A 23807-nucleotide genomic window follows, 5' to 3' on the forward strand; every position below is an offset into this window, starting at 1 on the left:
AATTTGCGATGACAATCGCAGCCGATGATTTCAGCTCGTGAACAAACTGCTGCATCGGAAAGCGACTCTTCGCTTATGAACTCGCCAAGGCCCATTCAAGATCATATCTAGGCTAAGAAGCTGAAAAAGGCGCTGGGAATGAAAAAGATTGTTGGGATTCTGGCGGTGGCACTGACCGTGCAAGGCGCGTCATTTGCGAACGCCAGTGTCAGCTTGTGGAGCCTTAGCACGGGGCACGTTAGCGGAACCGGCGCCACCTCGCCGATCCATGTGAAATCCAAATCCGGACATTGTCCGCCAGGCTTGGCAAAAAAGGCAATCCCGTGCGTACCGCCTGGACAGGCAAAGAAATATCGACGTGGCGATTACATCTATGATGGGTATGTCCGCATTGATGATCCCAGCCGTTGGGGACTACGGCGCAACGGATATTACGTGCGTGCCGGAGATTATGTTTACGAAGTAAACCGTGAAACACATGAAGTGCTGAACCTGATAGGGGCAATCGCCGACATTCTGAATTGAGAGCTGGTATCGCTCACCACCTTGAAGCACTGTTTGCGGCCATTCGGTTGGATTGCGGCAGTCGAAAGTATGGACTCGCTACGGCCATTCACTGTGGTGCGCTTGGACTGGTGGTGAGAGCCCTGAGCGGACCTTGATCGCCGTTTAGGGCTTCGCTCTTGCAGCAAGTCGCGAACTGCAAAAAAAGGTCGTTAGACCTAATGACGACTAAAGGCGAGTGTGCAGACAAAGACGCCGTTCAGTTTTTGGGTGGTTCGTAGGGATCGGGCGTTCCCGGTGGAATCGGAGGGTATTCCTCGAAGGTAGCGATGTGCTCTTGCAGCTGCGGAAGCGCCTTTTCGACCGCCCACGTGTAAGGGAAAAGTACACTTTCGCGCTCGTGTGGATCGTTCAATAGATTGTAGACCCTTGGTGTGTCGAAAGACTCCGTTGCACCAAAAGCCGTCGTATTCTCTTTGAAAAGAACTTTCCAATCCTTCCATTTTACGCCGAATATTTGCTCGCCCATGTAAACGATCACGCCTTCTCGGTTTGAATTTGGCTGGACACCAAGAAAGAACTTCGACTGGTCGATGCCATCAAACGCCCTGTCATCAGGCAGCTTGCCGCCTGCAAATGCCGCAAGTGTCGGATAGAGGTCCATCGAATGGACAACATCGTTGCTTGCTGAACCCGCGGGAATCTTACCCGGCCACTTGATCGCAAAAGGCACGCGCATGCTTCCTTCGAGGCTGGTGAACAGAGTGCCACGCCAAGGCCCGGCGGTGCCATGTACCGCTGGCACGGGCGAGACATTTGCGTTTCCAACCGGAAGAGCTTCGGGGCCATTGTCAGCAGTAAATATAACCACAGTGTCGTCGGAAACACCTGCCGCCTCGATCGCATCCACGATGCGCCCGACATAGGTATCTGTTTGAAGCAGAATATCGGCCCAAACACCATTACCGGTGGCGCCATCAAATTCCTCGGACGCGATATTTGGATAGTGAGTCTGAGTATAGGCAAGATAGATAAAAAACGGCGCTTCTTCGGCACTCTTCGCTTTGATAAACTCGATAGCCTTTTTCGTCAGGTCGCCGTCTATCTCGCCGCGATAGTCGAGATCGTAGTCCCGCGCGATGGTTGCTGGCTCACCTGCAACACCCTGCATCACAACAGGCTCTTCCAAGTTGGCTTCAGCAAATCCCGGAAGCGTGCGCCAGACTGTAACGTCAGTGGTCTCAACTCCGAAAAATTCGTCGAATCCTTGATTCGTTGGATATCGTCCTTCGGTCCAGCCAAGGTGCCACTTGCCGTACATGGCCGTGTTGTATCCCACATCCTTTAGCATCTCGGCCATCGTGATTTCCCACTGAGTTAGGCCGTAGACACCGCCGCCTAGTGGGACCGTGTGGTTGCCGCTCCGGATGCCATATCGTCCCGTCATGGTCGCTGCGCGGGACGGCGTGCACTGGCTTTCCACGTTGAAGTTCGTGAGTCGCAGTCCCTCCGCGGCGAGGGCATCCATCTCGGGGGTCGCTGTACCTCGGATTATGCCACCTCCATTGAACCCGGGTTCACCCCAACCAAAATTATCTAGAAATATGAATACGATGTTTGGTTTATCTTGAGCTGAAGCTCCCGTGGCAAATTGAAGGGATAAGGCCAGTAGGAATGTTCGCGACAACCATTTCATAACAACGCCTCCAATCAAGATCACAGGTTCAAGTTTGACGATCCAGGCCACAAGTCGTCAAGAACACCCACTCGTTGCGGTATTTTCTCACAACGGCTGAGCGTTAAAGAATTGGGCGAAGCTGCGGCCCGATTTTGGTCGAACTTCCCCCGGGGTCCTTGTGCAAAACTAAGAAAAACTGTTGTTTTCCTTGACGAACAGCCGGCTCAGATGTTGCCATGGGCTGGCATTCAGCTCGGCTGGGAGGTTCAAATGAAGTTTTTTCTGACGACATCAACAGCAATAGTTTCCGCAGCATTCATAACAAGCTCTTCACATGCTCAAGAGGCCGCTCAAGGTGGGCAAGTTGGAGAGATGACCATATCAGTTGATGATATGCGTGAACCCGCGCCTGCTGATTTCTCACCTTATGCAGGTCGAAACTTTCCTACACGACCTCTGTGGGGTGACACTCACCTGCACACGTCAAATTCGCTCGACGCGCGGGGGTTTGGCGTCATCCTGAGCCCAGACGATGCTTATAGATTTGCACGCGGTGAGGAAGTCACTACGTCGCACGGCCTTCGGGTGCAGTTATCGCGTCCCCTCGACTGGCTTGTCGTATCCGATCACTCGGACGCCATGGGCGCCATGAATGAGATCGTCGCAGGGAATTCTACGCTGATGCGCGATCCAACACTTCGAGACTGGAACGAACGTCTTAATGCCGGTGGAGATGTTGCTCTCGGCGCAACAATGGAGGTCATAGAAACCTTTGCGGGTATAACCGGTGATGCTCTTCCCGAGGCTGTTTCAGATCGCAGGTTCGTACAATCCGTTTGGGACGAATTCACGCAAACTGCGGATCATCACAACGACCCCGGCGCATTCACTGCGTTCATCGGGTACGAATGGACGTCCACTGAAGGAGGCAACAACCTCCACCGCAACGTGATCTACCGAGATGATGCCATTCGCGCACGGCAGATGCTGCCATTCACAACCGCAGAAACTTTTAATCCCGAACGTTTGTGGGACTGGATGGAAACTTATGAACTAGAGACCGGCGGCCGTGTGCTGGCCCTTGCCCACAACGGCAACGTCTCCAACGGCCTGATGTTTCCTGTCGAGACCAACCCTGAAACGGGTGAACCTTTGACCGAAGATTACGCAGAGCGGCGTGCCAAGTGGGAGCCGATGTATGAGATCACCCAGATCAAGGGCGATGGAGAAACCCACCCGTTTCTCAGCCCGAATGATGAGTTCGCGGACTATGAAACCTGGGATAAGTCAAATCTGGGTCCGACACCCAAAGAAGACTGGATGCTTCAGTACGAATACGCGCGTGAGGCTTTGAAGAATGGTCTTAAACTAGAGGCTCAACTCGGCACCAATCCATACAAGTTCGGAGTAGTGGGCTCGACCGACAGCCATACGGCTTTGGCAACGGCGGAAGAAGACAATTTCTTTGGCAAACACTCCGGTGTCGAACCGGAACCTGGCCGTTGGCAGCATGTCGTTGGCGAGTTCGATACGACAAGGATTCTTGGGTGGGAAATGGCAGCCTCAGGTTACGCTGCAGTCTGGGCAGAAGATAACACGCGCGAAGCGATATTCGATGCCATGGAGAGGAAAGAAGTATATGGGACGACTGGTAGTCGCATCGCGGTTCGCTTCTTTGGTGGCTGGGACTTTACTGAAGCTGATGCAAAATCTCGTTTGCCCGCCGACGTCGGATATGAAAAAGGCGTTCCGATGGGTGGGGACCTCGCAACCGCTACAGAAGGCGCGGACGCCCCAACATTCCTGGTTGCTGCCCTGAAAGACCCGTTTTCCGGCAATCTCGACCGTATTCAGATTGTGAAAGGCTGGTTAAATGCCAACGGCGACACTGAAGAGCGGGTTTATGACGTGGCATGGTCGGGAGACCGCGAACCTGATGCGGACGGCAACCTACCGGCGGTGGGGAATACTGTGGATGTTGCAACGGGTACGTTTACCAATTCGATAGGATCCCCGGAACTGATCACTGTTTGGACGGACCCTGAATTCGATCCTTCTGTGCGGGCTTTCTACTACGCCCGCGTCCTGGAAATTCCCACACCGAGGTGGACAATTTACGATGCCGTTCGGTTCGGAGACGAATTGCCTGCTGAAGTGCCGACCTCAACACAGGAACGCGCTTACACTTCGCCAATTTGGTATACTCCCGGGGGGTGAGGTTAATAAACCGACTTTTTCTACTACAAATAACCAGAGGCAATCGAGGCAGTGACGTTAGGCCAGTTCTATTGTAGCTAGTGTCAGCTTTGGGCTCATTGCCGACTTTCTCTGTGATCTGCATGAATGATCGCAATGGCTTTTCTAAAAACTATGGACGACGGCGATATCATGTTAGCCACTGTCCCTCCAAAGCAAATCCGACTATGCGGAAAGCTGGTGGTAGGCCGTCATCAACACTGCGATGACCACAAGCTCGACAGCCAGCGGCGGCAGAACCGCCTTGTCGAAGCCGTCCGCCAAAATGCCGACTATGCGTCCAAGAGCGACAACAGCCATCAGGATCGCTACAGCCACATAGCCCAGCGTCTGCCCTGTCGTAAATCCGATCACCAGCAAGGCAACTGAGGCCAGAAACAGCCCTCCGATCACTGAACGGATCGTGCTGAGCCCAACAGTTCCCACTGGTTCGATGGCAAGGTTGGCTACTATGCGCCGAGGAGCAAACATTGAAATTATGCCGAGACAAGACAGCACGATGGTTGCAAGGATGACCAAGATGTTCAGTATGGTTTCCATTTCATTTCTCCTTTGCTTCAGGCGAACTGACGTAGTGCCTGGTTCGCGTTATCCTGAGTGGTGACGTCTGACAGAGCCCCGTCGATGCTGGCTTGATCCACGACTGCTCCGGTGGGATAGCCGGTTTGACTGGCGTAGAAGTGGCCGGTCTTGAATTCCGGGTTCAGCAAACCGTCCAGATACCGTTTTGCCCCAGCCTCAACGCCGTGCATCATCCCGAATATGGGCATCAGAACGCCGCCAATATGTTTGAAGACAATACGTTTTATAAACGGCAGGTCGTCAAAGCCAGCGGTACCTGCGGTACCACCCGGGCTCATTGTGACAAAGCGAATATGGGGGTGCTGACGTGCCATCGCTCCCATCCACAGGGTCGCGGTGAGCTTGGCGTAGCCGTAGGTCTGCATCGGATCGCCCTCGGGGCCGAACTTGCTGCCATCAGCGATTGATTTGAATTCGTCGACTGTTCCATCGGACAAGTCCGGGCGGCGCATACCCATTTTGGGAATGCCGCGTGCGGCTTCGGATCCGGCATACAGAATTGTGGACGTTACCAACTGACGCTCCAATAATGCGTCTACCAACACCACGTGGCCGAGAACATTGGTGGCGAAGATGTTGGTCACGCCATCGCTGGTGAGGCTGTTCGGATGCCGTCCACCCGTGCCGCCTGCATTCAGGATTACGGCGTCGATTGGGGTGGAAAGTTCGGCTACAGCGGCGCGAACCGAAGCCGGATCGGTCACGTCCATCAGGACGATTTCAAAGATTTTGCGCCTGGTCTCACGTTCCAACGCTGCAATTGCGGCTTCCGCCTTCGTTGGGTTGCGGCAAGCCAGATAAACTTTGGATATGCCTTTTTGCAGTGCAAGCTGTCGGGCCGCCTCGCGGCCCAGTCCGGCATTAGCGCCTGTGATCAATACAGATTGTATTTGGTTCATGGGGTATGGTCCTTGGGTTTGCGATTGATGCGCCCAAGGTAGGATGGCCAAAAAATGATCTGTAGATAGATATTTCTGGACACAGTGCTTCAAAAATGAAACACAAGATGTATGTCGATCAAGGAAAGCCATTCCCTGAAATGGGACGATCTGAAGTACTTTCTGGCGGTTGCCCGAACCGGAACTCTTCGGGGGGCAGCTGACAGTATTCAGGTGAACCACACCACGCTGACGCGCAGGATTTCAGTCATGGAAGAACGCGTCGGCAGCCGGTTGTTTGATCGCTCAAAAACCGGCCTCGCCCTGACTCAGCTCGGCGAAGATCTGATGCCTCACGCCGAACGGGTAGAAGCTGAAATGACCGCTGCGTCTCGCGTCATTGTTGGCAGAGATGCGCTACCCTCGGGCACGGTTTACGTGACGCTGCCCCATGGTCTGGCTATGACATCGTTAATGGATGATTTTGCAGCCTTCGCTGATCTCTACCCGGACATCATTTTGAATATGAACTTCACCAACGATGTCCGCGATTTGATGCGTCGGGAAGCTGACGTCTCGCTGCGCGTGGCTGACGAGGTTACGGACGATGTGGTTGGGCGAAAACTCGTCCAAATGTCACAGGCGGCCTATTGCACGCGCGACTACGCGGAACGTATCACCGACAACGGCGGCGAGGGATTGCACCTGATTGGCTGGCATGAGCCTGAAGAAGCCACCACGGTGAAGTGGTTGAAAGACAGTTACTACCCCAAGGCCAAGCTGAAGCACCGTGTCTCTGAGTTGGTTCCTCTGATCACACTGGCGGCCTCCGGTTTGGGGATGGCCTATCTTGCTTGCAATCTGGGCGACCGCCATCCTGATCTGATCCGTGCACCGTTCCAAAAACCAATGCCGTATCGGAGCATCTGGCTTTTGCTGCATCGCGACCTTCGGAATACAGCCCGTGTCCGGCTATTCGTAGACTTTTTGGCCGAACGGGTCCGATCCCGGCGAAACGAGTTCTGGGTCTCGGGAACCAAAACGCGTGATTAGCCGTCATGTCGTTAGGTCAGACGAATAACAAACTGGTACTCTTTTGAGACTTTGAAAGCAGCGCCGGTGATTAGCCGTTAATCTCGTTGGGTCAGATATGCTTGACGTTTGGGTCTTAATTGAATGACTTGATTGACCTGTTTGTTGAGGTTTTGGCCGTCGATTGAGTCAAAGATCAGTGAAGTTCCAAATATCTTGTTGAACGTCACACGAACCTGACTCAACCGTCACAGTTGGAACAGAAGTGCAGTGAACGTTCGAGATCGGAATGTGACTCCAACGTTGGACATAACTGAAGAGAGTATTCAAGCGTTTGCAGAGGCGTGTGAAGCTTGGCCAAGTTGCAGAGCACATTGAGCCCGCAGCGACCCATCTGGCTCTGGCGCTGGACCGAAGAGAAATCGAGACGATCCCCTGTGACGCCGGGTTGGTTCGCGCCTAAAGTGCGGAATATATCGAGAGAAAACCCAAAGCAAAGATCGCATCCTGAAAGCGATGTCATTCTTTTTGAACTTTATTTGTGTTCTTTTGTCGACTGCCTTCGCCACTACTGCAGTTGTAGAATATCCGGAACGCAAAGCTTTCTTTTTGCTGGCATTTTGTCCGCACCATCCGATCGTTTTAGTCGTTTGGGACCGTCTTTGACCTTGATCTTCGGCTTTGCTAGTGGGCCCTTCAAGGTCACGGGCCAGGGGCTCTTCGAAAGAGGTTCGCCAATCTTGCGGGGCTGCAGATTTAGGTCCAAAACCTTGCCCGCCACATTAACACCGCCAAAGACGACGACTTGGACATGATCTGTTTCCAATGTGGTTTGTTTCGTCGAAATACTTCCATTGGAAATACTAATCGGTGCACGCAAACATATGATCGGAGCAACCTTTTGTTTCTCTTTGGTAAACACCCAAGGTAGTATCCCTAGCCCTGCCAGATCCAAAAGCTGGGTCTCGATCGAGCCATCACGCATTGAAACTGTGGCATTGCCGCTCATGCTATTGGCAAAATGCTTGGCTGAATCGGTTCTGCCGGTCACCGAAAAATCTGCGTAGATCGTACCGCTTGCGCCCTTTTTGAAGTTCAGGCTGTGAAGAATTTCATCCAGTTGCCAGCCACCTGCCTTGCCGGTCAACGTGAGCAGATGTGCGTCGTTCGATAGATCCATTTGTCCGCTGACATCGAAATGAGCACCTCCGTATTCAAAATTCAAAGGTCCGGCCTTGAGTTCATTTTCGTTGAGCGTCAGTTCACTCTGCAAACTGCTGATGCCTTTGGCACCCTCTATGTGCCGAAGGTCAACGTCGACATCCATATCCATACCGGACAAGAGAATTGAACGCCCAATAGGTTTAAGTGTTACGTCTCTTAGAGGACTAGTGTCGCCGGATTCCTCAATGACGTCTTCCTCGTCGGGCTCTGGACCGCCTATTTTCCTCAATTGTGCAGCGGCCTGAACGATGGTTCGGATCTGATCTATCTTTATCAAGTCACTCTCTATGGAACCCTGTAGTACAGGATCACTCGTTGCATCATCAAGATCGGCCACAATTTGCAGGACAGAGTCGGCAACCTTGACTTTGGCATTCGCATCCCAATCGGTTCCTTCGCTGGCAAGGCCAATTTCAAAGATAGCCTGTCCAGTTTCCACCCGTTCAAGCGATAGGGCTTCTAACAGGTCCGCTCCGGAGGGGACTTCTACTTGAATTGCCAAATCCAGGTTCTCGAATGTGAGCACATTTTTGACAGAGCCATGCACCTCAAGGTTCCAAAGTTCCGTTTCGCTTGTCTGGCCATCCAAATTTGTCAGCGAAAGCTGATTGATGTCGCCGTTCAAATGAAAGTTACCAGAAAATCGACCAAGTTGATCATCCGGTCCCAGAAGCTCTGGTGAGATCAAGCTGCTTGCGGGTATATCCATTAACCCGTCGGCCGATATGCCTTGTAATTGCAACGCGTCTTCGACCGAACCGTCCAAAATGATAAATGGATCAGCAGGGTTCCCAATTCTCAAATTGATGTTTCCAACACTCAAGGCGCCTTCGGGTGTTCTGGAAAGCTCGGAAAACTTAATCGGGGGGGGGCCTTCACCAGAGGTATCCAATGTGAACCCGTTGGTTTCAATGACCATTTGTCGCTGCGGGACCTGCCCGGGTACGCTATCGATAACCATGTCAACTGCTATTAGTCTTAGATCATACCGCGACGCGGCTGGGCCGGGTTCAGCATCTTCAGGGTACAACCGAATGCGGGTTGTCAGGGATACGTCTTCTGGGTTTCCCAACTCTCCGATTTGTCCCGTCAGCGAAAGGCTTTGCCCACCATCCAATTCAGTCAATACAGCCAGGTCATCAATCCGGGCTACGCCGTCGACTGATTTGAATGTTGCGCCAATGCTTCCTGAACCCTCCAGAACGCGGTTGAGTTTCAAGATATCAAGAAGCTGACCAAGTTCGGCAACCTCTATGGTCGTATTCACTTGTAGCCCGTTCTCTTGAGGGACTTCTTCGGCGGCAATCGCAATCTGTTCGAAGTTCACCGCGACCTGAAACGGGTCGTCCGCGGGAATGCTCACGTTCAGATCAAACTTCTCTCCATTTAGTGATCCAGCCCCAACCGCGGTCACAACGTCGGTTTCCGTATCACGCTTTAAATTCAGCTCAGGAAGCTGCAGATCCAGACCAAGCCCGTTTAGATCGTTCTGGTAAAGAACGGTGACATCGGTCAGGTCAATTTCGTGGTCCGTTAGAATTCCAGCCACAGACAGGTTTGCAGGTTTGGCCGGATCCTCGGCTTTAGTGCCCATTTGGGAAGCGGACTGCCAGTTTCCGACACCGTCTTTGTCCGTGATCAAGTTGAGGTGAACACCCGAGATAGAAAGCTCACTCAGCGACAATTTGCTGTTCCAAAGGTCGCGGGCAGAAATATTGAACTCAAGTTTGTCGATTGCCGCCAGATTCGCTTTGGTCTTGATCGCGCCGGGTAGTACCAATCCCGCTGCGGATACCTGCAGTTGCCGACCAAGGCCTAGACGCACTTCATCTTCTATTAACACGTCCTGATCAAGTTTCTTCGATATCAGGTTTTCAACAAAAGTGGTTCTGACAGAAGAAAACAACGCAGAGGACAGGAAAAGCCATGCCACAACAACCGCGACGAACGCGACAGCGCAACAAACCATTACACCTTTTGTGATGAACCGCACGCTTTTCTCCTAAGGTTCTGATTCCTTTCTTGGGCAGACTAGACCATTAAAGCATCATGTTAATGGAATATGTGGCTTCTTATTTTGCTGAACCCTAAATGACCTTGACCATTTAGCCGACTTCTCTTGCGGAATTGGTCGGGCGGCCAAGAAACGGTTAAAGGACTAAATTTAGGATGTGCTGCTGATCCAGTTTCAAAATAGCTGGCTTGAAACGCGTTTAACGTTTCATAAACGAGCACATTGCATTAGCTTTGACGACTGCGCCTGGACGCCCCAATTAAACTAGACGCGGTTAAAATGCTTCAATTTCCCACATCCATCTAATTACTGTTATATGTGAATTCTTCAAACGACGGGGACACAATGAATTCGCTAACTAGAATAACACGTGGGATAGGCGTCGCTTTCAAGGACGGTAGAGTGAAAGGCCTTCTTGCCTTCACAGTCGGAATGATTTTATGGGCCTCGGTCTTCTACCACTTTGTCGAAGGTTGGAGTTGGCTAGACTCGATCTACTTTTCCGTAGTGACAATTTCGACCGTAGGGTTCGGTGACTTCTCACCTGAAACTGCGGCGGGGAAAATCTTCACAATGGTGTATATCATTGTAGGCTTGGGTGTTTTCGTGACTGCGGCGACCACAGTGGCAGATACAATCTTGTCCCAAGACGACGAAAAAACGGACAAATAGATTATCCCAAATTAAGGCAATTTGAGTTCATGCGCAGGTATCAGTGCGACCGCGCATCTGAAGCCGTGCCTCGGATTCACTCGTACCTTCAAACTGATAGATGATCGCCGAAAACTCAAAAAATATACATATTACGTTTTTTGAGTGTATTGTTTGGAAAACAGATAGTGGAGGGATGGAATGGAAAAGACCCAGGACGCGAAGATTGTCGACCTCGCGATACGATTGCTCTTTCTCGGATTATTCCTCTACAGCGCCCTGGTCATGGTGGCTCCGCTTGCAAGTGTGGTTATCTGGGCAACGATACTCTGCGTCGCGCTCTACCCGGCATTTGATTGGCTGCAATCCAAGCTGGGAGGACGTAAGAAGCTTGCCACAACAATTATCGTTCTGTTGGGCCTTGTTCTGACCCTGGGGCCAGTCGCAACTGCGGTGTCTGGTGCTGCAGAACTAGGGTCTGAATTCGCGGAACAAGCAGACAAGGGTGAATTGAAAATCCCCCCTGCGCCCGAGGGCCTCAAGGAATTGCCGTTGGTTGGAAATAAAATCTCCGATGTCTGGGGAATGTTTGAGCGCAATCTTGACGGCGCGCTTGCAAAATACGGCGCGCAAATCCTTGAGATAACCAAATCGCTCTTCGGAAAGGTGCTGGGCATTGGTATCGGGCTTCTTGGCTTAGCTCTGTCCGTGTTGATTATGGGGGCATTGTTCAGCCCGGGGCCAAATTTGGTCCAGGGTCTTCAGCGCTTTGCCAACCGTGTCTTTGCACCACGCGGCGGTGAATTCGTGACACTGGCAGGCGCAACGATCCGGAACGTTACAAAAGGCGTGATTGGCGTAGCAGCCATTCAGGCTGTTTTCGTTTGGATACTGCTGGCTTTGTTTGGGATTTCTTCGGCCGCCACACTGGCATTTGTCTGCCTCATACTCTCAATTATCCAAATCGGGCCCGGATTGGTTCTTATACCGGTAATTATCTACGCATGGAGCTCCATGTCCGGCGGAACTGCTCTGATCTTCACCATATTGGCCGTTCCCGTCATGATAATGGACAGTTTCCTAAGACCCGTGTTCATCTCAAAAGGCCTCGAGACTCCCATGTTGGTCATCCTCATCGGTGTTCTCGGAGGTATGATGGCGTACGGTTTGATCGGCGTTTTTATGGGGCCGGTACTCTTTGCTGTCTTCTATGAGCTGTTCAAGGTTTGGATTGATACCTCGCCCGAAGCCGATGACGCTGCTGAAGGTGCGGTGAAATGAGAAAGACAATATGGACAACACTCGCTGTCATTCTGTTTTTTCTTGTTTGGTACTTGGTCGCTGATCGGAAAACGCCATTTACAGGGAACGCCAGAGTAAAAGCTGTGGCCACCCAAATCGTGCCTCAGGTGACCGGAACGGTAACGGAAGTTTTGGTAGAAAACGGCCAAGTCGTTTCGGCAGGTGATGTTCTGGTTCGAATAGATTCCAGACCCTACGAGATCGAGCGTTCAAAGGCGGAAGCTGATCTTGAAGCGGCGACCCAAGAGGTGGGTGCGTCTTCGGCAGAGGTAAGTGCGGCACAAGCCAAACTCGCAAGGGCGCAGAGCGATCTGGATACGATGCGCATTCAGACGGAACGTGTATTTGCGCTTGAAAAGAAAGGGTTGATTGCCGTCTCAAAGGCCGATGATGCACGAGGACAACTGGCAGAATCTGAGGCAAACTTTGAGAACGCAAAAGCTGATCTGGAAAAAGCGAAGCAAAGGCTTGGTGACGATGGGATTGAAAACCCGAAAATCCAGCGCGCACTGGCGGCCTTGGCGGATGCGGAACTGAACCTTGAATGGACCGAACTGCGTGCTCCGGCGACAGGTGTCATTTCTAATCTGCTGATTGCCCCCGGAACGTATGCGCGATCCGGTCAGGATCTTTTGACGTTTCTGGATGCAACCGACGTCTGGATCGAGGCGTATTTTACCGAGAACAATCTGGGAAGAGCTTCAATAGGGTCTCCGGTCGATGTGGTGTTGGATATGCATCCTGGTAAGATTGTTCCGGGCGTCATTGAGAGCTTTAGTGCTGCTGTTTCTTTGAGTGGCGGTGATGAGCCGGGGCAATTGGCGAGCCCGCCAAGCACCAAGGGATTTTTGCGGGAGCCTGAAAGGTTTCCGGTCAGGATTGTTTTACCCGGCTATGAAGCTGGAAGTGCCGAAGACGATCTTCGCTTTCAACTGAACGGGCAGGCCGATGTGATCATGTATCTAAGCGACAACTCGTTGCTGAACCTCGTAGGCCGCGCCTACATCCGCGTAGTTTCAATCTTCTCCTATGCGTACTGAGGATCAAAGCTCTGTCACCCGGCTTGCGCTGGGTGTTACCGGTGTCTTTGCATTGGGCCTATTTCTTGGGTGGCCCCTTGCCGTTGTTGGGGCGGTGTTCACTGCCCTTTTCCTTCAAGCACCTGCGGCACTACCTTTGGCAGCATTTGGTAAGCTGTTTGTCTTCTCGATTGGATTGATGTTCATCTCGTTCCTTTTGTCGTCAATCTTCTCACCTTATCCTCTTGTGTTTCTAATTCTGGTGGCCATTGGAATAATCCTGTCTTTCATTTGGTCAGTTTCCGGTGCCGGAGTATTGCCGGGTGTCATCGCTCTCATGGGGGCGTTGATGATTCCGAATTTGGTGCTGCAATCACAGGATCTGGCTTTGGTGCTTGTGTATTGGATCCCGTTGAACCTGCTGTTTGCTGGCTTCGTATCGACGCTGATGTTCGTGTTGATACCCGCTGCACCTCAAACGGCACCTCAAAAGAAAGCTGCAACATCGCCGGACTTCGACTCACATCGCCGAATAGTCAGGATGTCTCTTGTCACAGTGCCCTTTGCTATGGCGTTCTTTATTTCCGGCGCTTCTGCTTTGTTGGTTCTGTTTTTTGTCGCCCTGCTGAGCCAGCAACTTGCGGCAATGCCTGCTGCAGGCAAAACAGTTGCAAAAGCTATGCTGACGGCAAATCTACTTGGGGCTGCAGTATCCATCATATGCTATGAAATAAACGTAATAGCTCCGGTCATTCTAACCCCCATTCTGCTGTGTTTTTTCTTTTGCCTAACACTCGGAGCACTTGGAAAGTCAGAATTCCCTCTCGCCGCCGCCGCCGGTTCCGCGATTACAACAGCTCTGATTGTATATGGCGGCTCGGTTGCGCCGTTTTCAGACGAGGCTGACGTCAAGAGCATCACTCGTGTATTGCAAGTCGCCAGCGCCGCTTTCTTTGTAATTATCGCATATGTCGTGGTGGATGAATTCTGGCCAGAAAAAGAGCGCCAGGCGACTCCATGAAGTTTGTTGCGATAAAGCTTGGCGCTGAAACCAGCAGAGTTCCCGTTTGACCGATTTTTGCAACCATCGCTCGAATTGCAGCGCCATGGCAAACCGCGAACATCGCTGAAGCGGTTTTATGTCAAGCGATCTCTGGTTGAGTGATGGCTGTTCGGTGGAGCGAATATGAAGGGCTGCCTCGCGGACAAAGCTGCCCTTCACCTGTTTGGTTTCAATGAACGCTCGCAACCAAATGCGCACATACCAGATCCGCAGATTGGACAGGGAGCAACTATGGCCGCATAGGTAAACTAACGTTGGGCATGCGATGAAGTGGGCTTTTTTCGCAACCTATTCTGCGCGGTTGCACCTGCATCCGGTCAATTTGCGCGCTTCGCAATCGACTAGTGACTTGAGCCGATCTACCACCTCAACGACATCGAGGTTTAGCGCTTTAGAACCCACTTATGCGTTCTATGAGCCAGTACATCGATACCGACCCGATGCCATAAGCGGCAATCACAGTCGCCCTTTGGCTAACTGGACGTGCCATCAATCGCCAGATCGCGACAAGAAGTGCCAAAGCTCCGACAAAGCTCAACTGACCAGCTTCGACGCCTAGGTTGAAGGCAAACAAGGCTGCAGGAATATCGTTGGAGGGAAGTCCTATCTCGGCCAAAGCGCCTGCAAAACCAAGGCCGTGCAAAAGCCCAAACCCGAAACAAACGATCCAGGGCTTTTGTTTTGAAAGTCGAAAACGCCCGTCGCCGCCCTTAACAATTTCCATCGCCAAAAAAACGATAGAAAGCGCAATGACGGCCTCGACCGGCGGGCCGGGGACATTCAGAAATCCCAGCGTTGCCAGTGCCAGTGTTATTGAATGTGCCAAGGTGAATGCCGTGATTGCTCCCGCCAGTCTCCACGGATCAGGGACCAAAATAAATAGGGCGAAGACGAAGAGCAGATGATCCCAGCCTTCTAGTATGTGTTCATAACCCAACTGAAAATAGGCTATGAAAACAGACCATGTTGTCTGTTCAAAAGGTATATTTTGGATGGCAGCATCCGGGGTGAAACGAAGCGTGGCAGGCTCGGCGTGCAGAGGATGCACACGGACCAAAACGTCGTTCTTTTGTGCCGCCAGTCCGTCGATCTCGATGGATTGGCCCGCGATCTCAGCACGGCATTCGACAACCCAGGAAGAAACCCACGCTCGCCCATCGGAGATTGGGTCAGGGCCGTGTGAGGGTGTACAGCCATCCGGTAACACCGCATCAATCGCCATTGGTTGACCATAAACATCTGGTTTTCGCCAATGAACACTCCAAGTGTCCGTAGTGATTTGTCGAATTTCCAAGTATCCCGGATCAAGCGCATGCGCGTTGGCGTACCCCGTGGGCCACGTGAACAGCAGAGCAAACATCAAGCTGAAGATGAAGTTCATTTGACCTGACCTGTGAGATCGGGTGCTGTGATCTCATAATTGTCGGCAAGAGCCTCGTATTGCGCCTGCGCCAAATCTTCGCTCATGGCGCGACGCCAATCACGAAGCACCACACTGTGGATCTCTTGCAAGCGAGGTATCCGGCTTGGTTCAATGGCAAGCACTTTCACCAGATGGATGCCGTAACCCGATTGGACCGGCCCCATCCACTGGCCTTTTTCGAGATTGGCGAGACCATTGGAAAATCCGGTTCCAAAGACCGAGTCGATTACCCGTGTCGCGGTTAGGGGCATTGATGCAGGCAGTAGTGTCGCGCTTTCCAAGCCGGAAGTCTCTTGCTCCGCAAGCAAGGCGGCCAGTGCCCTTTCAATCTCGGTCTCACTTGGTTCTTCACCAAGAAAAACTTGAGTGAACGCGACCTTATTGGGTGTCGCGTAGCGGTCCGTGTTTTGTTGGAGGAAAGCCTCTAGATCTTCGTCTTCTGGAATAACTGAAGCGGCGATGGCTTCGGTCAGAAAATCCATCTTTTGGCTCAGCCGCGATCTAATCACGCTATCTCCGCGTTCCAAGCCAAGCTTCCTTGCTTCCCTAACTAAAACTTCTTCGCGAATTGAAGCGTCGACCAACGCTTGTAACTCGGAACCGCTTGGCTGGCGTTTCCACCTTGCTTCGAACTGTGAAGCTAACAGCGCGGCATCACTTTCGCTTATGGCTATCGTCTCCGGATCTGCAGCGGCGTCGTTATCTGGTGATATTATGTGGAACCAAATGAATATGGCAGCTCCGATCAAGAAGAAATGGAACAGAGGTTCTTTCACTATTCGCATGAAGGCTCCTGCGTGAAACGCGATACGGCATTATGTTTTATGCTGGCATCAGGCAGTTGAATAACACAAGGAATTGCAACTCAAGGCGCGCCGCTTATCATAAGAGCGTCCCGAGTTAGTGATTGCGACCTAGGTCCCCAAATCTGCACGAAGTAAGGTCACTCTGCAGGCGTGTACCAAATCGGCGAGGAATACGCGCGCTCCTGATGCGTAAGTACCGCATCTTCTGGCAGCTCCGCACCAAACCTCAGTTTGTCGTACAACACCCAGCGTGGGGTTGGGATTTCGAGCGCACGTACGTAATAGAATGCCCGCGCATTTGGATCGAAATCAGGATCAGACCAAACGGTTACCAGTTCGGCGGTTCCAATTGTATTGGTCCAGCTGGCGGTTTCCAGATCCACGGTATTCCCAACCGCAGGGATCTTGCCGTTTTGATCGGCAACACGGTTGTCCGACCATGCCACGTCATAGACGTTTTCCTGCAAAGCACCTTCGGAATCGAGCCATCCCTTTATCACCTGCACGCGATCCAGGTTGGCCCCGACCGGGTCGCGCAGAGCAGCGATCAGGAATGTGGGCGGACCTTCACCCTCGCGAGGTCGCAGATCCGAACCCATTGGAACACCTTTTGTGTAGCCCACATCCGCAAGGAAGCGAGTTTCAACATCAGCGTCATCGAAATCCCATCCGCCAAAGAACCGTAGACCAATCCGCGGTCCAGTGCTCGCGTAGGTTTCGCGCCGCTTGAACGCATCGAAGATCGCAGCGCGAGTATTGTCGGTCGCCCAAACGGCCGTGTACCCGGAAGCTACAAGGAGGTCGCCAGGAATTTCGCCAAGATCGTTGGCGATGAAAGGATGCTTTATTCTCGTGGCCGAAGGTTCAACGCTGACGGATTTTCCGAAGAAGTTGTCTTCCTCAGCAGTTGCCAGAGACGTATGGCTGTCCGTCGCGCCACCCATGCCGAACTTATATGGGTTCACGCCGAACTTCTCTTCCAACAACAAACCGCGCTTCAAGGCTTCTCGGGCGTACTCGCCGGCCAGCATGTCATCAGTTTTCAGCTCGGTTATGTCGAGATTGCCAACGTCCCAGTTTTCGTAATCCGCGAATTCGTCGTCGGGGCTCAGATAGGGGTGCGCTTCGCCGTCGCCCTTGATCTGAGTGACTTCGTAATGGGGCTCCCATTTTGCGCGGGCAGCCACATATTCCTCGTCGACCTTGCCACCGTGATAGGTGTCTTCGGTCGGGAACATCCATCCGTTCGAAAGGTTGCCGTTATGGGCGAAAGCTACCGCGCGACCACCCGTTTTTTCTTGATAGTCATCTAGCCATGCATACAGCGTTCTTGGGTCGGTATCACCAAATGGCGGTTGCGTGACTGGCGGCACCATCTGAAGCGCCCTGATGGGCCCATCGCGCAGCATAACATTCCGATGCAGGTTGAAGCCCTTGGGTACAGAAGTCCACTCGAACCCTATGAACGCCGTGAAATTGCCGGGGTCGTTGTGTTCTTCCGCAGCCAGAACGATTTGCTCCCATGTAAAAGCAAAAGCGTCAGCACCCGGGCTGTAGGAGTCCAGAAGGACTTCTGGCAGGGTCATTTGCGAGAAATTGGTAATGATATCGAACGCCGCTTTGCCGGCCTCTTCGCCGCCTGCCTTGTAACCTTCGTACCATTCCAAACCTTTCGGATCGGCAAGAACGCCTGGCTTGCCAGCTTGAAGGTCAGGGGCGAATCCCATTAGGTCAGTGTGATCCGTGAGAACCATCCAGTCCAGAGGCCGGGCCAGTCTTACTGGTTGACCCGTTGAAGAAGTGACCTGTTCACCTTTTGCAAAACGCCATGCTTCATTAGGCAACAGAGTGTTCCCAAAAGCACCTGCGTCCAGCGAAAGCCCGGTGTGAAGATGCGTGTCTCCCCACAGCGGTCGCTCGGGGAAAGTGCGTTCGGCATACGGGGAATACGGTTGATCTGAGAACAAGCCTGCCGCGGCTTCTTCACTTGGAACAGCATCTGCAAGGACAGTCGATGATGCCAGCCCTAGTGAGATAGAACAAACAAAAGCTCGAAGCATGTGGAACTCCTAAATCAAGATAGCGCGGTGGTGCCGATGATCTGCAACTCAAGAATTAATATTCCTATTTCTCTATATAACATCAATTTTCCGTTTGTGGGGATATTCCGCTTTTGACATTGTCACGGTGGTACACTTAGGAGTTTGTCTGAAGAAGTTGGTCTAACAATAACTCCATAAGCCATCTCCTAGATTGTTGTGCTCAACATCGATAACGGAAGCTTTAGAGAAATTGCGACTCAGCACCGTTAGGATTGGCAAATGCTCGGCCGCCCTCCATTGCAGCAGCCATCTAACTTTAAGATGAAGGCCTGAGATGGATCTTGGGATGATTTAAGATCAGCAACTCGCCGCAGCCCAAACCAGGCCTTCAAACCTGCGCCTTGCAATTCTAGCTTTGCAGACTTTGCCGCTATTAGCGATTAACTGTTTTAATGTCCGCTCTCAGATCAAAGAAGAAAGCAAAAAAAGCGGTCAGGCTAAGGAAAGCTGACCTTCGACGACCCGGAGCTGAAGGCCCCGCTTGCGGACAAAGCAAGGGTAAATTTCAGAACTGAATCGCGGTAATTTAAGTTGCTAATAGTATCAAGATATTCAACGCTGTGCATCAGATGGGCGCGCGCGCATTGCTCGGAAGCTTGCTTGAGGGTCCCGTTCAGCCAATCCCTGCGTTGGCGAGGATCAATGTTTGCACAATGATTGGATAGCCCCATGGCCTTCTCATTTCGCTTCCTGTTAGCGCCCGTTGCATTAATCGCCCTTGCGACGACGGCAGTACACGCTCAAACCGCCGACACCATATACACCAATGCGCAGGTCTATACGGTCGACCCTGAACAAGAATGGGCCCAGGCGTTTGCGATTGAGGATGGACGTTTCATTGCTGTCGGTTCAGCAGAAGAAGTCGTTGCGCTGGCTGGGAGCGAGACTGAAACGATCGACCTTGCGGGTGCGATGGTATTGCCGGGCCTTTATGACATCCATGTTCATTTCCGCAATTGGTACGTTGCTGCGGCATTGTCTGACGAGGTGATCCTACTCCCGGGCGATGCCGACCCGGAAGCGGCAGCGGAGTTGATTCGCGAATTTGTAGCTGCGCGCCCAGATCTCGAATACCTTTTTGGATCTGGATTGGCCAACGAGCTGTTTGATGGAGAACCGAACACTACTTGGCTTGATGAGGCAGTCTCTGATATTCCGGCCTATATTATCACTGCAACCGGGCACGAGGCAGTGCTGAATACACCGGCGATGATCGATAGCGGTATTGATGTCGATACACCGGACCCACGGAACGGGATCATTGTGCGGGATCCAGAAACAGGAGAAGCAACAGGCTACATGAAAGAGGCCGCGATGGGTCTTTACGCGATGCCATTTCTACGCGGGCTGGATATCGAAACCCACGTTGATGGCGCAAGGGACGTGCTACACTTGCTTGCCTCAATGGGTGTGACATCTGCCAGAAACATGCATAGCGAATTGATAAATGTGCAGGCGCTACATCGGCTTGCAACGACCGAGGGGCTTCCGATCAGGGTTAGTGTGGCGTGGACCTACGATTCTCCGACGCGGGCATATCAATCCGTGGAAGACCAACGTGCTGCAATCGACACGTTTCAAGACTTGATCGCGCCACGGCTGGACCCAACCTTTATTAAGGTCAATATCGATGGCATCCCGACTGAAACCGGTGCGATGCTGGAACCTTTCCTGACGAACGCCTCGAAAGCGGAACAGTCCCAATCTGACGCGGTTTCAAAGTATGATCCTCTTGCTTCTGGTCAGGGCGACTATGGGCTAATCTTTTTCACCGAAGAGGAACTTGTGGCCGACATTATCCGGTTTGAAGAACAAGGTATGAAAGGCATGGTTTTCCACACTGTGGGTGATCGCGGTGCTAGGCTTGTTCTGGACGCAATGGAAATCGCACGAAACCAACTGGGCGAGCTGAAAGGCCGCTACCAGCTTGCCCATTCGTTTTTCATATCGGAAGAAGACATGCCAAGACTGGTAGAACTCGATCTGACACCGGAATTCTCGCCAGTACTATGGTTTTCGAACCCCCACAACGATGTCGTCAACCGCGTGGTTGGCCCGGAACGCGCGCAGAGGGTTTTCCCAATGCGCTCTGTGGCTGATGCCGGAGGACGGGTCGTTATCGCTTCTGATGGTCCGTTGTTCATGCAGACCCCATTGGCATCGATAGAGGCGGCCGTGACCCGTATCGACCCTGTGGCTGACACGAGTCCACCCGATCCTGCGGTGGGCCAAGCGATCACGCTGAAGCAGGCAATTGATGCCCGCACAATCAACTCTGCATACTTGGATTTTGCGGACGAAGAGCTTGGCTCAATCGAAACCGGCAAGCTTGCCGATTTCATCGTGCTTGACCGCAACCTATTTGAAATTCCGATCTCGGAGGTCAGTGAGACGCAGATATTAATGACGTTCGTCGAGGGTGAGATGGTTTTTGAGGCCAAATAACGTTTTGATCTGAGTTTATTTAACTCACTGGCACCAAGGCTCCGAAAGAGATCCATGGTCCAGGCTCTCTTGGGGGTTACAAGGCCATGCGCTTGTGAACGCACCGGGTTCAATTCGGCAAGGCCGAGCGCCTGTACAAGTGTTTGTTTCAAGGCACGCCTGCAACCATGTAGTTCTCGCTTTCCGTGTTTCTTTTTCATTGGCAAACCTTAAGTCATTGGGCGCGATGGGCTCAAGGCACGTGTTTGGCAAACTTGAATAATTGGCTGTTAAGCAGACAAAAGCTGCCGTTGATCGTTCAGTACGATCGGTACTCAAAAAACTAGTCGGTGGGCATTCTGAGAAAGCCGCTATCGCACCTTCTTCACTTTCTGGGTTGTGCTTTTGATCTCAACGAGTGTCTCATCAGCTTGTAATGTGTTCGTTGGATCTTAGCCGTGTTCGAAGCGCCGACATACCTCGCGATAACATCGATTGCAGTCATCGGTACTGTTCACGTCTTCTGCGTGTCTTTTTTCCGCAGATTCCCGGCCCCGGCAAGCTGGCTATCTGATTTTTCATCAGGGATCGGACTTGGCTATGCTTTCCTTTTCTTGCTGCCAAAAATCGGTGAATTGTCAGCCGGTTTAGCTGCAACCGGGAAATGGGAACACTCGCTGTATGGTTACTCTCTGCTAGGATTTCTCGCTTACTACTTGTTGGAAGCCGGTCGCGAGATAGGGGTCGACAACAGGTTGTCTCTTGGCTTGGATACTGTGGCACTCGGAACCTATAACTGCTTGCTTGCCATTACAGTCATGCAAGCAACCGCAACTTCGCCTGAACTGTACGTCATAGGAACGTTGGCCTATTCGCTGCATTTATTTGGAGTGAATATTTATCTCTATAAAACCCACCCCGGGCATATGTCTGGATGGTTACGTACATATTTTGTCGCTTCACTTACGGTCGGCATATTAATCGGTCTCAACGCGGACAAAAGTAGCATGCTCTATTCAATCGCGACCGGGTTAACGGGGGGCGTGATTATAGCTCTATCTCTTCGGGTTAAACTGCCCGATCGTTCTTCAATGAATACAAAGGCTCTTTTGATTGGTGTGGTGTTCGCTGCGGTCGCAGTCGTTGTAACCCGGTACTGATCCGAGGACACTATTGGACTTTTCTTTTTATTAATGCACCGGATGTTTCTCAGCCTTTTTTGAGAGGTATGGGCAAAGCATCGGATTGCTCTTCAGGCAGCGCCCTCTACCAATTGGCTTTGAAAACACACTTAGAACTTCAGTCGGATGATCGTGCGTTTGCCACAATTGCTATTTTCTTCCGGCCACAATCCGATCCAAGATTAACGCGCAGAACAAGATTGCCAAACCGGCCAGAATTCCTTGTCCCGCCGCTGCGTATTGCAGTGCCTCTAGCACGTCCTCGCCCAAACCCTTGGCACCGATCAGCGAGGCGACAACAACCATTGCCAGAGACATCAGGATAGTCTGGTTCACACCTGCCATGATGGTTTTGTGCGCCAAGGGCAGGTCTACCCGCCATAGCAGGTAACGAGGCGTTGCTCCAAAGGCCAAAGCGGCTTCCCGCACAGTTTCAGGGACTTGTTGCAGGCCAAGTACGGTAAAGCGGATTACCGGAGGGCTACCGAAAATCATGGTTGCAACTACGCCTGCAGGCTTTCCAGATCCAATAAAAGCCACCACCGGGATCAAGTAGACGAAGGAGGGCATTGACTGCATGAAATCTAGAATGGGCCGCACGATGGCAAAAGCACGTGGGCGACGGGCGCAGTAGATACCCAATGGAATGCCCAGCGTGATCGAAATCAGCGCCGCGGCGCCCAACAGGGCGATTGTAGTCATCGCCTTTTCCCAAAAATCCAGCAGGCCTAGATAGGCCAGCGCGGCTCCGGTGAAGATCGCCACACGGGGACCAGCCGACAGGTAAGCCAGCATGATGATCACCAAAGCTACGACCGGCCAGGGGGTATCGACCAGCACAACCTCGATCCAGTCCAGCAGGGTGCGCATCCCATAGGTCAGCCCATCAAAGAAGCCGCGCCCGGCAGTCTTGGTCCACTCGAACACCGCTTGCACACCATCGCCTACGTTCAGACGCCAGTCCCGGTTGGTTGGGAAGGTCTTGAGCACAGCCACCGCGTCCGGTTGTGCAAATTTGATCATAGACAGGATCACCACCACAGCGGTCAACGCCGTCGCCACAATCAGCCGAGAGATAGACCAGCCGTGGGCTACACTTGGGTCTGAACGCCAGCGCGCGAATTGACCTTCAAGCGTCCAGTTGGCCAGCGAAGCAGCTAAAAACTTGACTGCCAGCAGAAGGGCGATCCCAATGATCAGATACGTGACACCGGTAGAGTCCGCTGTGCGTGCGGCCTCCTGCGCGCCAGCCAGAGCTCCTTCAAGTGATTCCGCCGCGCGTTTCAACGACTCCAACGTGGTCGACCCGGATTGCTCCGCCGCTGCAATCTGCTGTCGGCGCAGCTCCAGTGTCTGCTCGATCTGTATCGCCCGCTCGCGGAACTCGCGCCCAAGATCACCAAACAAACCCAGACCGATCTGGATGTAGGCCAGCGTTTCCAAAACCAAAAACCCGAGAAACCACGACCACAGCCCGCGTGCACCAAACCAGATCGGCCCGAGGATTGCTGCAGCTGTGTTTAATGTAAAGCGATAGCCTGGGGCCTGCATCATATAGGCGAAGGTCTTCTGGTAATAGGCGTTCCCCTGACCGACAAAGTCTCCTATTAGCCCATTCAGGCGGTCGGCGGTTTCCGGTTGGATCTGTTGCGTATCAACATGTTTCAT

17 protein-coding genes are annotated in these 23807 nt (G+C 52.4%); 9 read left to right on the forward strand and 8 right to left on the reverse strand.

The genetic code is table 11. The annotated features are described in order from the left end of the window. The first annotated feature begins 138 nt into the window (after positions 1-138). Positions 139-525 carry an excinuclease ABC subunit A gene (locus tag ACR0L9_RS00495; protein ID WP_255612012.1) on the forward strand — a complete coding sequence of 129 codons (387 nt, stop codon included), beginning with the start codon at positions 139-141 and terminating at the stop codon, positions 523-525. Between the two features lie 238 nt (positions 526-763). On the opposite strand, the gene ACR0L9_RS00500 is transcribed toward ACR0L9_RS00495, so the two are convergent. Continuing rightward, positions 764-2251, reverse strand: a complete 1488-nt coding sequence (locus tag ACR0L9_RS00500; protein WP_480894295.1) for an arylsulfatase — start codon at positions 2249-2251, stop codon at positions 764-766. Between the two features lie 303 nt (positions 2252-2554). Here ACR0L9_RS00500 and ACR0L9_RS00505 point away from each other — a divergent pair, with 303 nt between their 5' ends. After that, positions 2555-4399: a DUF3604 domain-containing protein gene (locus ACR0L9_RS00505; protein ID WP_170818646.1), complete on the forward strand. Its 1845-nt coding sequence runs from the start codon at positions 2555-2557 to the stop codon at positions 4397-4399. A gap of 204 nt (positions 4400-4603) precedes the next feature. Here ACR0L9_RS00505 and ACR0L9_RS00510 read toward each other — a convergent pair whose 3' ends face one another. Then, positions 4604-4978 (reverse strand): DUF4345 family protein, encoded by a 375-nt coding sequence (locus tag ACR0L9_RS00510; RefSeq protein WP_480894297.1) that lies wholly within the window; start codon positions 4976-4978, stop codon positions 4604-4606. A 17-nt stretch (positions 4979-4995) separates the two neighbouring features. Beyond that, positions 4996-5919, reverse strand: coding sequence for an SDR family NAD(P)-dependent oxidoreductase (locus tag ACR0L9_RS00515; protein WP_170597648.1), 924 nt, complete (start codon positions 5917-5919; stop codon positions 4996-4998). Positions 5920-6030: 111 nt separating this feature from the next. Between ACR0L9_RS00515 and ACR0L9_RS00520 the strand changes: the two genes are divergently transcribed. Continuing rightward, entirely contained in the window at positions 6031-6951 is a 921-nt protein-coding gene (locus ACR0L9_RS00520) for a LysR family transcriptional regulator (RefSeq protein WP_480894299.1), read from the forward strand. A gap of 547 nt (positions 6952-7498) precedes the next feature. Here the strand turns inward: ACR0L9_RS00520 and ACR0L9_RS00525 are convergent. Then, positions 7499-10147, reverse strand: a complete 2649-nt coding sequence (locus tag ACR0L9_RS00525) for an AsmA family protein (RefSeq protein ID WP_480894301.1) — start codon at positions 10145-10147, stop codon at positions 7499-7501. Between the two features lie 423 nt (positions 10148-10570). Between ACR0L9_RS00525 and ACR0L9_RS00530 the strand changes: the two genes are divergently transcribed. The 4 genes from ACR0L9_RS00530 (at position 10571) to ACR0L9_RS00545 (ending at position 14161) form a co-directional block, all read left to right on the forward strand. Further along, a complete protein-coding gene (locus ACR0L9_RS00530; RefSeq protein WP_480439390.1) occupies positions 10571-10840 on the forward strand; it encodes a potassium channel family protein in 270 nt (89 codons plus the stop codon). A 180-nt stretch (positions 10841-11020) separates the two neighbouring features. Then, entirely contained in the window at positions 11021-12100 is a 1080-nt protein-coding gene (locus ACR0L9_RS00535; protein ID WP_170465183.1) for an AI-2E family transporter, read from the forward strand. A gap of 104 nt (positions 12101-12204) precedes the next feature. Continuing rightward, positions 12205-13161 carry an HlyD family secretion protein gene (locus ACR0L9_RS00540; RefSeq protein ID WP_170392807.1) on the forward strand — a complete coding sequence of 319 codons (957 nt, stop codon included), beginning with the start codon at positions 12205-12207 and terminating at the stop codon, positions 13159-13161. After that, positions 13151-14161 carry a DUF2955 domain-containing protein gene (locus ACR0L9_RS00545; protein WP_480894303.1) on the forward strand — a complete coding sequence of 337 codons (1011 nt, stop codon included), beginning with the start codon at positions 13151-13153 and terminating at the stop codon, positions 14159-14161. Before ACR0L9_RS00540 ends, ACR0L9_RS00545 begins: the two co-directional genes overlap by 11 nt. A gap of 433 nt (positions 14162-14594) precedes the next feature. Here ACR0L9_RS00545 and ACR0L9_RS00550 read toward each other — a convergent pair whose 3' ends face one another. The 3 genes from ACR0L9_RS00550 to ACR0L9_RS00560 form a co-directional block, all read right to left on the reverse strand. Next, positions 14595-15425, reverse strand: coding sequence for a HupE/UreJ family protein (locus ACR0L9_RS00550; RefSeq protein ID WP_480567581.1), 831 nt, complete (start codon positions 15423-15425; stop codon positions 14595-14597). 155 nt (positions 15426-15580) lie between these two features. Continuing rightward, positions 15581-16411, reverse strand: a complete 831-nt coding sequence (locus ACR0L9_RS00555; RefSeq protein WP_170613830.1) for a peptidyl-prolyl cis-trans isomerase — start codon at positions 16409-16411, stop codon at positions 15581-15583. A 158-nt stretch (positions 16412-16569) separates the two neighbouring features. Then, the gene (locus ACR0L9_RS00560; RefSeq protein WP_480894306.1) at positions 16570-18492 is read right to left on the reverse strand and encodes a DUF3604 domain-containing protein; all 1923 of its coding nucleotides are present in this window, start codon (positions 18490-18492) and stop codon (positions 16570-16572) included. A gap of 711 nt (positions 18493-19203) precedes the next feature. On the opposite strand from ACR0L9_RS00560, the gene ACR0L9_RS00565 reads away from it, so the two are divergent. Both ACR0L9_RS00565 and ACR0L9_RS00570 read left to right on the forward strand, forming a co-directional pair. Continuing rightward, positions 19204-20979, forward strand: a complete 1776-nt coding sequence (locus ACR0L9_RS00565; protein WP_480894308.1) for an amidohydrolase — start codon at positions 19204-19206, stop codon at positions 20977-20979. 437 nt (positions 20980-21416) lie between these two features. After that, a complete protein-coding gene (locus ACR0L9_RS00570; RefSeq protein ID WP_170392770.1) occupies positions 21417-22118 on the forward strand; it encodes a hypothetical protein in 702 nt (233 codons plus the stop codon). Positions 22119-22289: 171 nt separating this feature from the next. Here ACR0L9_RS00570 and ACR0L9_RS00575 read toward each other — a convergent pair whose 3' ends face one another. Beyond that, on the reverse strand, positions 22290-23807 hold the full coding sequence (locus tag ACR0L9_RS00575) for an ABC transporter permease (protein WP_170392769.1): 1518 nt from the start codon (positions 23805-23807) through the stop codon (positions 22290-22292).

Source organism: Ruegeria sp. I3, from assembly GCF_056532525.1.

Bases quoted from the DNA above. Each gene is read 5' to 3' on its own strand.
- ACR0L9_RS00575 (WP_170392769.1), bottom strand. From the start codon at position 23,807: ATGAAACATGTTGATACGCAACAGATCCAACCGGAAACCGCCGACCGC.
- ACR0L9_RS00550 (WP_480567581.1), bottom strand. From the start codon at position 15,425: ATGGCGATTGATGCGGTGTTACCGGATGGCTGTACACCCTCACACGGC.
- ACR0L9_RS00545 (WP_480894303.1), top strand. From the start codon at position 13,151: ATGCGTACTGAGGATCAAAGCTCTGTCACCCGGCTTGCGCTGGGTGTT.
- ACR0L9_RS00505 (WP_170818646.1), top strand. From the start codon at position 2,555: ATGACCATATCAGTTGATGATATGCGTGAACCCGCGCCTGCTGATTTC.
- ACR0L9_RS00535 (WP_170465183.1), top strand. From the start codon at position 11,021: ATGGAAAAGACCCAGGACGCGAAGATTGTCGACCTCGCGATACGATTG.
- ACR0L9_RS00520 (WP_480894299.1), top strand. From the start codon at position 6,031: ATGTCGATCAAGGAAAGCCATTCCCTGAAATGGGACGATCTGAAGTAC.
- ACR0L9_RS00515 (WP_170597648.1), bottom strand. From the start codon at position 5,919: ATGAACCAAATACAATCTGTATTGATCACAGGCGCTAATGCCGGACTG.
- ACR0L9_RS00510 (WP_480894297.1), bottom strand. From the start codon at position 4,978: ATGGAAACCATACTGAACATCTTGGTCATCCTTGCAACCATCGTGCTG.
- ACR0L9_RS00560 (WP_480894306.1), bottom strand. From the start codon at position 18,492: ATGCTTCGAGCTTTTGTTTGTTCTATCTCACTAGGGCTGGCATCATCG.
- ACR0L9_RS00565 (WP_480894308.1), top strand. From the start codon at position 19,204: ATGGCCTTCTCATTTCGCTTCCTGTTAGCGCCCGTTGCATTAATCGCC.
- ACR0L9_RS00495 (WP_255612012.1), top strand. From the start codon at position 139: ATGAAAAAGATTGTTGGGATTCTGGCGGTGGCACTGACCGTGCAAGGC.
- ACR0L9_RS00555 (WP_170613830.1), bottom strand. From the start codon at position 16,411: ATGCGAATAGTGAAAGAACCTCTGTTCCATTTCTTCTTGATCGGAGCT.